Source organism: Lactobacillus delbrueckii subsp. delbrueckii DSM 20074 = JCM 1012, assembly GCF_001433875.1.
In the GTDB taxonomy this organism is placed as follows: Bacteria; Bacillota; Bacilli; order Lactobacillales; family Lactobacillaceae; genus Lactobacillus; species Lactobacillus delbrueckii.
The window spans coordinates 6973-14750 of record NZ_AZCR01000038.1; the positions used below are offsets into that span (position 1 = coordinate 6973).

At 51.8% G+C, this 7778-nt stretch carries 3 protein-coding genes, 1 tRNA gene and 1 pseudogene; 2 read left to right on the forward strand and 3 right to left on the reverse strand.

The genetic code is table 11. The features are described 5' to 3' along the window. The 3 genes from FD23_RS10570 to FD23_RS06005 form a co-directional block, all read right to left on the reverse strand. Positions 1-1207: hypothetical protein (locus FD23_RS10570; RefSeq protein WP_236743896.1), on the reverse strand; the 1207-nt coding region annotated here is incomplete at its 3' end. A 184-nt stretch (positions 1208-1391) separates the two neighbouring features. Continuing rightward, positions 1392-3530: a type IA DNA topoisomerase gene (locus tag FD23_RS06000; protein ID WP_052933710.1), complete on the reverse strand. Its 2139-nt coding sequence runs from the start codon at positions 3528-3530 to the stop codon at positions 1392-1394. 188 nt (positions 3531-3718) lie between these two features. Continuing rightward, a tRNA-Arg gene (locus FD23_RS06005) sits at positions 3719-3792 on the reverse strand. 223 nt (positions 3793-4015) lie between these two features. On the opposite strand from FD23_RS06005, the gene FD23_RS06010 reads away from it, so the two are divergent. Both FD23_RS06010 and FD23_RS06015 read left to right on the forward strand, forming a co-directional pair. Continuing rightward, the gene (locus FD23_RS06010; RefSeq protein ID WP_025896329.1) at positions 4016-6394 is read left to right on the forward strand and encodes a Xaa-Pro dipeptidyl-peptidase; all 2379 of its coding nucleotides are present in this window, start codon (positions 4016-4018) and stop codon (positions 6392-6394) included. A 111-nt stretch (positions 6395-6505) separates the two neighbouring features. Further along, positions 6506-7707: pseudogene (locus FD23_RS06015) on the forward strand (MFS transporter). The last annotated feature ends 71 nt before the right edge of the window (positions 7708-7778 follow it).

The following is a 7778-nucleotide window of genomic DNA, read 5'->3' on the forward strand; positions in this document are numbered from 1 at the left end:
CCTTGATGTTCTTGATATAGCTTAGCCAGGTGTTGAAGCTCAGCATCTTGCTTGGAATCAGCCGCCAGTTGTACTTCTTGACCTTCCGCATATTATAGTAGACCATGTGCCCCCGGGCTTCCCGGTTGTCTGCCTGGCCTAAGTCAAGGTTGCTGGTCACCAGGTCATTATCATAAAAGTCGAGCCCTTGCACAGAACTTGATACCTTGGCCTCCAGATTGCTTGAACCTGGCGCGCTCAAAACTGCCGGATGATAGAATATGGTTTCAATATCCGCGCCCTTAGCGTTGCCAGACATGTTGGTCGCCCAGTACTTGTGGGAGCTGGAAACCGCATCTTTTGAAGTAATAGTTGAAGATGAGGCCCCGTCTCTGGCTGACCAGGTCTCAATCTCTGGCAAATCAGTTTTCACCGGCGTTACATCGGCCGAGCTGATCCCTTCTTTGGCATCCTCGCGTACCGTCAGCTTGCTGGTCGCCTTGGCCTTGCCGTACTTGAAGGTCAAAACCGCCGTCCCGGCCTTGCGGCTGGATACATAGCCAGTATCAGAAATATTCAATTCAGCAGACTTGCAGCTGATCTCAACTGAATCATTGTCAACCAGACTGCCGTGCTGGTCAGTCACGTAGTTAATCGCGTCTTCGGCGTTAAAGCCAACTGAGTCAGACGGGTTGTTGACCAGGCTGACCTGGGAAACCACATTAGCTTTCGAAAGGGCAAAAGCCTTCTCATTCACGTAGCCAACTGGCCGGCCGTCAACGTAGATGTAGTAGTAGCGCTTGCCACCCTTAACCTTGTAGGACTTGGACTGAACGTGAGCGTATCTGAAGTCAGCCGAGGTCGTCAACTTCTTGCCGAACTTCCACTCCTTCTTCTTCACGTTCTTGTAGGCCGTCTTAGTCACCCACTTGTACTTGACCTGCTTGACCGTCTTGTACTTGGTCTTGCCCTTCTTACTCTTCTTCTTGACGGCGACCTTCTTCTTGACCGTGTACTTCTTCTTTTCCTTGGTCTTTGTCTTGACCTTCTTAGTTACCTCTTCCAGCTTGAGCGAAGAATAGACCTGGTAGCTCTTGTTACCCATGATCTTGGTCACAAGATCGGTCTTCGTGCTCTTACTATAGTCTTTGCTGCTTGCTTGTACCTGACTGGCCAGGCCGGCCATCAGTGCCGCACTGGTCATCATGCCCAAGGCAAAACGTCTCACCAAACTCTTCCCTTCACTTCTAAAAATACAAAACTCATAAATCTACAGTTATTAACAAAAAGCACCCAGATAATTTACACTTTTATCACGAAATGCCTTTTCATACTTTACCACAGTTTTCGGGCACTATTTCATTTGTAACAGATTTGTTAACTCATTTTAAGAAATATTGCTTTTGCAAAAATCAATCAAAAACCAAAGAGAGCTTGTCCCCTTCCAGCTGCAGCTTGGCTGAATACCGCTGCCCGCTCTTTTTAGAGACAAAACCGTCCAGCTTGTCAGTCTTGCCCTTGCTGATCAAGGTCTTCACAATCCGCTTGCCCATATTCTTGCCGGCAAACTTCTTGGGCAAGGTGAAATGGCAGCCGCCCCGGTAATTACTGCAGCCGTAAAACTTGCCCTTGTCAGTAATTTCCCCTTGCTTGCAGACCGGGCAGGGGCCGATTGCCGCGGCTTTGGCTTGCCGGCTCTGGGCTTCTTCCTGCAAGCCCTGATCAACCTGGATCTTGCCTGGCACTTCTGTAATCATCTTTGAAATGAAATTCTTGATCTGCCCTAAAAAGTTATCCTGGCTCCGCTCTTTGGCCCCGACTTGCTTTAAGGCCTTTTCCCACTGGGCCGTCATCTGCGCGCTGACTAAGAGTGGCTCAGCTTCCGCCGCCTTGCAGAGGATGGTCCCTTCCGGGGTAACCGACAATTTGTTTTGCCGGCTTTGCATGTAGCCCCGCTTCTTCAAAATTTCGATGGTGCTGGCCCGAGTAGCTTCCGTCCCGATCCCTTCAACGTCCTTTAAAATAGCCTGGGCCTCTTCATCATCCAGGGTCTTGCCGGCCGTCTTCATGGCCGTGATCAAGCTCCCTTCCGTAAACTTAGCCGGAGGCTTAGTCTCTTCTTCTTGCTCTTTCAATTTCGACGTCAGTTCCTGGCCGACTTCCAGGGGCGGCAGCTGGGCATCTTTAACCGGCCCTTCCAGAATCTTCCAGCCCAGATTCACGCTGACATTGCCGCTGGCTTTAAAAGTCAATTGGCCGACATTAATCAAAGCCGTGGTCTTCTCATAAACATAGGCCTTTAAAAACATCTCCAAAGTTCGCCGCAAGACCAGGTCATAGACCTGCCCTTCCAGCTTTGACATTTTGCCCATTTGTGCCTGGCTGGGCACGGTCTTGGTCATGATGATGGCGTGGTGCTCCTGGACCTTGCCGGAGTCGACATAGCGCTTCTCCGCCTTTAAGGGCTTCATTTGCTCTTTGACTTCTGCAGAATTTGGCAACAGCCCCTGGTAGCGGTCTAAGTTCTGGGCCAGGTAGGCATACTCATTGTCCGTAATATAATTGCAGTCTGTCCGCGGATAGCTTAAAAACTTATTTTCATACAAATTCTGCACAGCCTGTAAAACCTGGCTGGCTGAAGCATGGTAGCGGCGGTTGGCTTCCGTCTGCAGGCTGGACAAGGAGAAAAGGCGGGGGCTGGCCTGGCTCTTTTGCTCCTTGTCCACCTTGGACACCTGGCCAGTTTGTTTGCCCAGACTCCCCCCTTTAGCCAGCAAAAACTGCTCCAGTTCTGCCGGGCTCTTAAATTTCGTTTCCGGCAGCAAGCGGCCGGTAAATTTCTTTCTTCCCTGCCAAAAATCGGCCATAAGCAGCCAGTACTTCTCCGGCTTAAAATTAGCAATCTCCTGGTCACGCTTATAGACCATGTACAAAGTTGGCGTCTGCACCCGGCCGATTGAATAGGTCCCCTTAATCCCCTGCTTTCTTAACAGCAAGGTAAATAAAGGACTGCCGTTCATCCCGACCAGCCAGTCACTGATCTGCCGGGTCTGGGCTTCCTTATAGCGGTAGTAGTAGTACTTACCCGGCCGCAAGTTCTGGAAGCCTTCCCTGATCGCGGCTTTTTCCAGTGAATTGATCCAGAGGCGGAAAAGGCGCTTCTGTTTCAAATCGATCCCCGCCTGCCGCATAATGGACCAGGCGATGTTTTCCCCTTCCCGGTCACTGTCCGTGGCAATCACGATCGTATCTGCCCGCTTGAGCAAATTAGCGACAATATTGAACTGCTTCTTCTTGTCCCGAGGAACCAGGTACTTGTACTGGTCGGGAAAAATCGGCAGCTTCTTTAAAGACCAGCGCTTGAAGCTGGCGTCATAAGCTTCCGGCAGGGCCATTTCCACTAAATGGCCAAAACCATAAGTGATCACCGTGTCTGCCGGCAAGATCGGGTCCGCCACCTTAATTTGCCCTTCCCCCTTCTGGCTTTGGGCGAAAGCGGCCGCGTATGCCCGGGCCTGGCTGGGCTTTTCTGCTAAAATTACCGTCGTCATTACATTTCCTACCTTGTGTTAAAAATCCCGAACAAATAAAAAGGCCCCGGCCAAGTGGCCAGGATTGCTCGAACAAACGTTTAATATTTGTTCCATTATAGTTTACTTTTGCAGGCTTGGCAAATTTTCTGCGAATATAACAAAAAAATCACCGAGGCAAGCCTCAGTGATTTCTCTGGTTGCAATCATGATTCGGGTGAGATTCGAACTCACGACCCACGGTTTAGAAGACCGTTGCTCTATCCAGCTGAGCTACCGAACCGTTATACTCCGACGCAACAAATTAAGTATATTAGACCAGGGATAAATTGTCAAACATATTTCGGAAAAAGTTGCTTTTTTTCTTGGTCATTTTTTCCTTGACAAAAAGGAAGCGGTTTGCTTGCATTAACTTGAGAACTTGCTTAAAAAAACAGCTAAAAAACTGGATAAAGCAAAAAGGTACAATATCCCATAGATGTAAAGATATAAAGATGAGGTAAAGCATGAAATACAATCAATATGCCTACGTTGAAACCAGTCCGGAAAAGGCAACTGAAGAGCTGCTGGCGATCAACTTCTTGCCTGAAAACTACTCTTCTCTTTCCTTCAGTGAGCTCCTGGCCGTCTTGACCGGCAATGTCCTGGCGGAAGCCACGACCCGCCAGGCTAAAGACGCCAAATTGGCAGAATTTGCCGTGGACGATCAAACCGACCTGGCCGCCTTTCTTTTGGACACGCCGACTGCCATCACGGCCAGCCAGTTCGCTAATGTTGCCCTGCAGCTTTTAGGCTACCACCCAAACTACGACTACAGCCTGACTGATCCTTTGACTTGCGGGAAAAAGCATGCCCTGCCGGCCTTTAAGGACTTGACCAGCAAGGAAGAATTGATTTTTGCTTTCTACCGCCTGCTCAACACCCGGAGCAAAAACGGGCAGATCCTCTTGGACGTCATGGCCGGCAAGGGCTACTTCACCCAGTTCTGGGGGGAAGGCAAGTTTATGTTCTTCAACGGCAAGTCCCTGCCAGTTTTTGACACAAGCCAGGTCATCCGCGAGGTCGTTTACGTGCAAAGCGACCTGGACACGGACGGCGATGGCAAGGGCGACCTCTTGCCGGTCACGGTCTTCCGGCCAGTTGAAAGCCAGGACCAGCTGAAGGTCCCAGCCCTCTACACGGCTTCACCTTACTTTGGCGGGATCATCGACAATGTCAAGACTAACCACAATGTCGACGAAAACCTGACTGACGCGACCACTTGGACCAATCCCAAGTACGTGTCCAAGCCTTTAGTTAAAAGCCCTGCCCCCAGTGGCCAGGACGTGCCGGCCACTGAACTGGCAACCGGGCAATCTTCTTACGGCTTAAACGAATACCTCCTGGCCCGGGGCTTCGCCTCTGTCTTCTCCGGGGCCATCGGCAACCGGCACGGGGACGGGATCCGGATCACCGGGTCACCGGAAGAAACCATCTCCCAAAAAGAAGTCATTGAATGGCTGACTGGGGACCGAGTGGCTTATACTGACCGGACCCGCCGCTTTGAAACCAAAGCCAGCTGGTGCAGCGGCAATGTCGGCATGACTGGCCGCTCTTACCTGGGAACCTTGCAGATCGCCATCGCGACGACCGGGGTCAAGGGCTTGAAGACGGTGGTTTCTGAAGCCGCTATTTCCTCTTGGTATGACTACTACCGGGAACACGGCCTGGTTATCGCGCCAAGCGAATGCCAGGGCGAAGACATGGACAAGCTGGCTGAAGTCTGCCAGTCCAACCTCTGGGACGGGGGCAATTTCACTGCTAAAAAGGCTTATGAAGCAGAGCAAGCCGAACTTTTAGCCGCCCAGGACCGGGCAACAGGCCAGTACTCTGATTTCTGGGAGTCCAGAAACTACCGCCACCACACCGATGGCATCAAGTGCTCCTGGATCTCCGTTCACGGCTTAAACGACTGGAATGTCAAGCCGAAGAACGTCTACAAGATCTGGCAAAAGGTCAAGCAGCTGCCGGTGGAATCTCACCTCTTCCTCCACCAGGGTCCGCACTACAACATGAACAACCTGGTTTCCATCGATTTCACCGACCTCATGAACCTCTGGTTCGTCCACGAGCTTTTGGAAGTGGAAAACGGGGCTTATGAGCAATGGCCAAAGGTCATGATCCAAGACAACCTGGAAGCTGACGAGTGGCACGCAGAAAGTGACTGGGCCAGCGACCTGGGCCAGGCCAGCCTCTATTCACCAACGGCTGACGGGGACCTGTCAACGGTTGAAAACGGGACAGGCCAGCTAACCTTCACCGACTTGGGCGGGACAGAATTCAAGAAAGCCGGCATTAGTGAAACTGACTGGGAATACCAGTTTATCAGCGGGGAGGAAAAATGGGCCAAGGCCAGCCTCCGCTTTGAAAGCGAGGAATTCCTCCACCCGACTACCCTGGTCGGCCGGCCAAAGGTCCGGGTCCGGGTAGCAGCTAATAAGACTGTCGGCCAGCTGTCTGTTGCCCTGGTTGACCTGGGGACCCGGCAGAGGCTGACGGCTACGCCAAAGATTTTTGCCAGAGGAAACCAGCCCTTTGGCTACCGCTTCGGGGCAGACTCCTTGCAGGAATTCGTCCCGGACAAGGCCACTAAGGCCAAGCTGATTACCAAGGCCCACATGAACCTGCAGAACTACCAGGACATGAAGCAGCCAAGCAAGCTGGAAGCCGGCCAGTTCGTCGACCTGGAATTTGAACTGCAGCCGACCTACTATACCCTGCCAGCCGGAGCAAAATTGGGTCTGATCATCTACTCAACCGACCAGGGGATGACCAAGCGGCCGCTGGAGACCGAAGACTACACGGTTGACTTAGCCGGAACTGCTCTTTTGCTCTACCGGAAATAATGCCTGGGCAAAAATTGGCGGTTTATGCTAAAATAACTTTATCGCAAACAAAGTAAAAGGCTGTCGCGGAGCTACCGCTGACAGCCTTTTTGTGTTCTTAGAAAGGTTCTTATGGAAAAATCAAGCAAAGTCAACCTCGCCATTTTCAGTGCGGGCCTGATGACCTTCATCGGTATTCTGAATGAAACCTCCATGAACGTCACCTACCCGCTTTTAGTCAAAGAGTTCCACCAGCCCCTGGCAACCGTCCAGTGGATTACTACCGCCTATCTCCTGACAGTGACCATCGTCATGGGAACTACCGCCTACCTGCTCAAGCAGGTCCCGGCTCGCTGGCTGCATTTAGGAGCCGCCCTGGCCTTTATTTGCGGCTGCATCATCTGCGCCTTAACTTCCAGCTTTCCTTTGATGCTGGCCGGCCGGATCATTCAGGGGATCGCTACCGTCTTTTCCACCCCGATCATGTTCCAGCTGATCTTTACCCAGGTCCCTAAGCAAAAACTCGGCCTCATGACCGGTTTTGCCGGGATGATCATCTCCTTTGCTCCGGCCCTGGGCCCAACTTACGGGAGCCTGGTGGTCTCAGCTGCCAGCTGGCGGATGATCTTCTGGCTCCTTTTGCCCCTGGCTTTAGTCAGCTTAATCGGCGGTCAGGTCTACATCCGCAACCAGGTAAGCGGGCAAAAGGAAAAATTTGATGCCCCCTCCCTGCTCTTGCTGGGTCTGGCCCTTTTTGCCATTATCTATGCGGGACCAGCAGATTGTCCTGGCTTCTGCTTTTAGCCAGAGGAGTCCTCTTTACCCTCTTTGTTTTTGTCAACAAGCGGGTAAACAGCCACTTGCTCAACCTGGCAATTTTTAAAGAAAAAACTGTCTGCCTGGCGGCTTTAACCTATTTTTTCCTGCAGCTGGTCAACATCGCCGTTCCGGTCTATGCCCAATATGCTCCAGCAGCTTGATCAGCGGCCTGGTCCTTTTGCCAGGCTCCTGCGTGGGGGCCGTCATCTCGCCTTTTGCCGGGAAACTGGCCGACAAGCTGGGCTTCAAGTTCCCGCTGACCCTGGAACGTGGCTGACGTTAACTCCTCTTTCAACATGCTCCAGCAGTTTGCCGGTTCAGTCGGCGTCAGTCTGGCCACGGCCCTGATCTCCCTGGCCCAGAAAACGGGGCAAGGGGCTTTGGCCCAAAGAAGCTACTAGGGCGGGAGATACGACTTTATCATGTTCAGCTGCCTAGCTTTGGTGACCCTTTTGGCCATCTGGCAGAACTTCCGCCTGCAGAAGCAGAAAAATAAAAAAATCATTTTGATGTGACCCCCAAAATTGGGACAATTTAGTATTACGCCGTTAAGGTTGTTAAAACATGATTCCGATATTCAATCGGG

What these genes read in the sequence shown, in the direction of transcription:
- FD23_RS06000 (WP_052933710.1), bottom strand. Translation starts at nt 3,530, where the DNA reads ATGACGACGGTAATTTTAGCAGAAAAGCCCAGCCAGGCCCGGGCATAC.
- FD23_RS06010 (WP_025896329.1), top strand. Translation starts at nt 4,016, where the DNA reads ATGAAATACAATCAATATGCCTACGTTGAAACCAGTCCGGAAAAGGCA.